General features: G+C 59.8%; 1 protein-coding gene. It reads left to right on the forward strand.

Annotated elements, in window-relative coordinates:
• Positions 1-565: beta/alpha barrel domain-containing protein (locus AC1D0P_RS27520; RefSeq protein WP_477679631.1), on the forward strand; the 565-nt coding region annotated here is incomplete at both ends.

A 565-nucleotide genomic window follows, 5' to 3' on the forward strand; every position in this document is an offset into this window, starting at 1 on the left:
GGTGATTGCCCGCACCGACGCTGAAGCGGCCGACCTGCTGACCAGCGACTACGACGAAAACGACAAGCCCTTCATCACCGGTGAGCGCACGGCGGAAGGTTTCTACAAGACGAAAAAAGGTATTGACCAGGCCATCAGCCGCGCCATCGCCTACGCCCACTATGCCGACCTGGTGTGGTGCGAAACCGGCACGCCCGACCTCGAGTTCGCCAAGAAGTTTGCCGACGCCGTGCACAAGGTGCACCCCGGCAAGATGCTGGCCTACAACTGCTCGCCGTCCTTCAACTGGAAGAAAAACCTCGACGACGCGACCATTGCCAAGTTCCAGAAAGAACTGGGCGCAATGGGCTACAAGTACCAGTTCATCACCTTGGCCGGCATCCACTCCATGTGGTACAACATGTTCGACTTGGCCCAGGACTACGTCAAGCGCGGCATGTCGGCCTATGTCGAGAAGGTTCAAGAGCCTGAATTCGCGGCCCGCGACCGCGGCTACACCTTCGTGTCGCACCAGCAGGAAGTCGGCACCGGCTACTTCGACGAAGTCACCACCGTGATCCAGGGC

The sequence above is a fragment of the Polaromonas sp. P1_G2 genome (assembly GCF_056405515.1).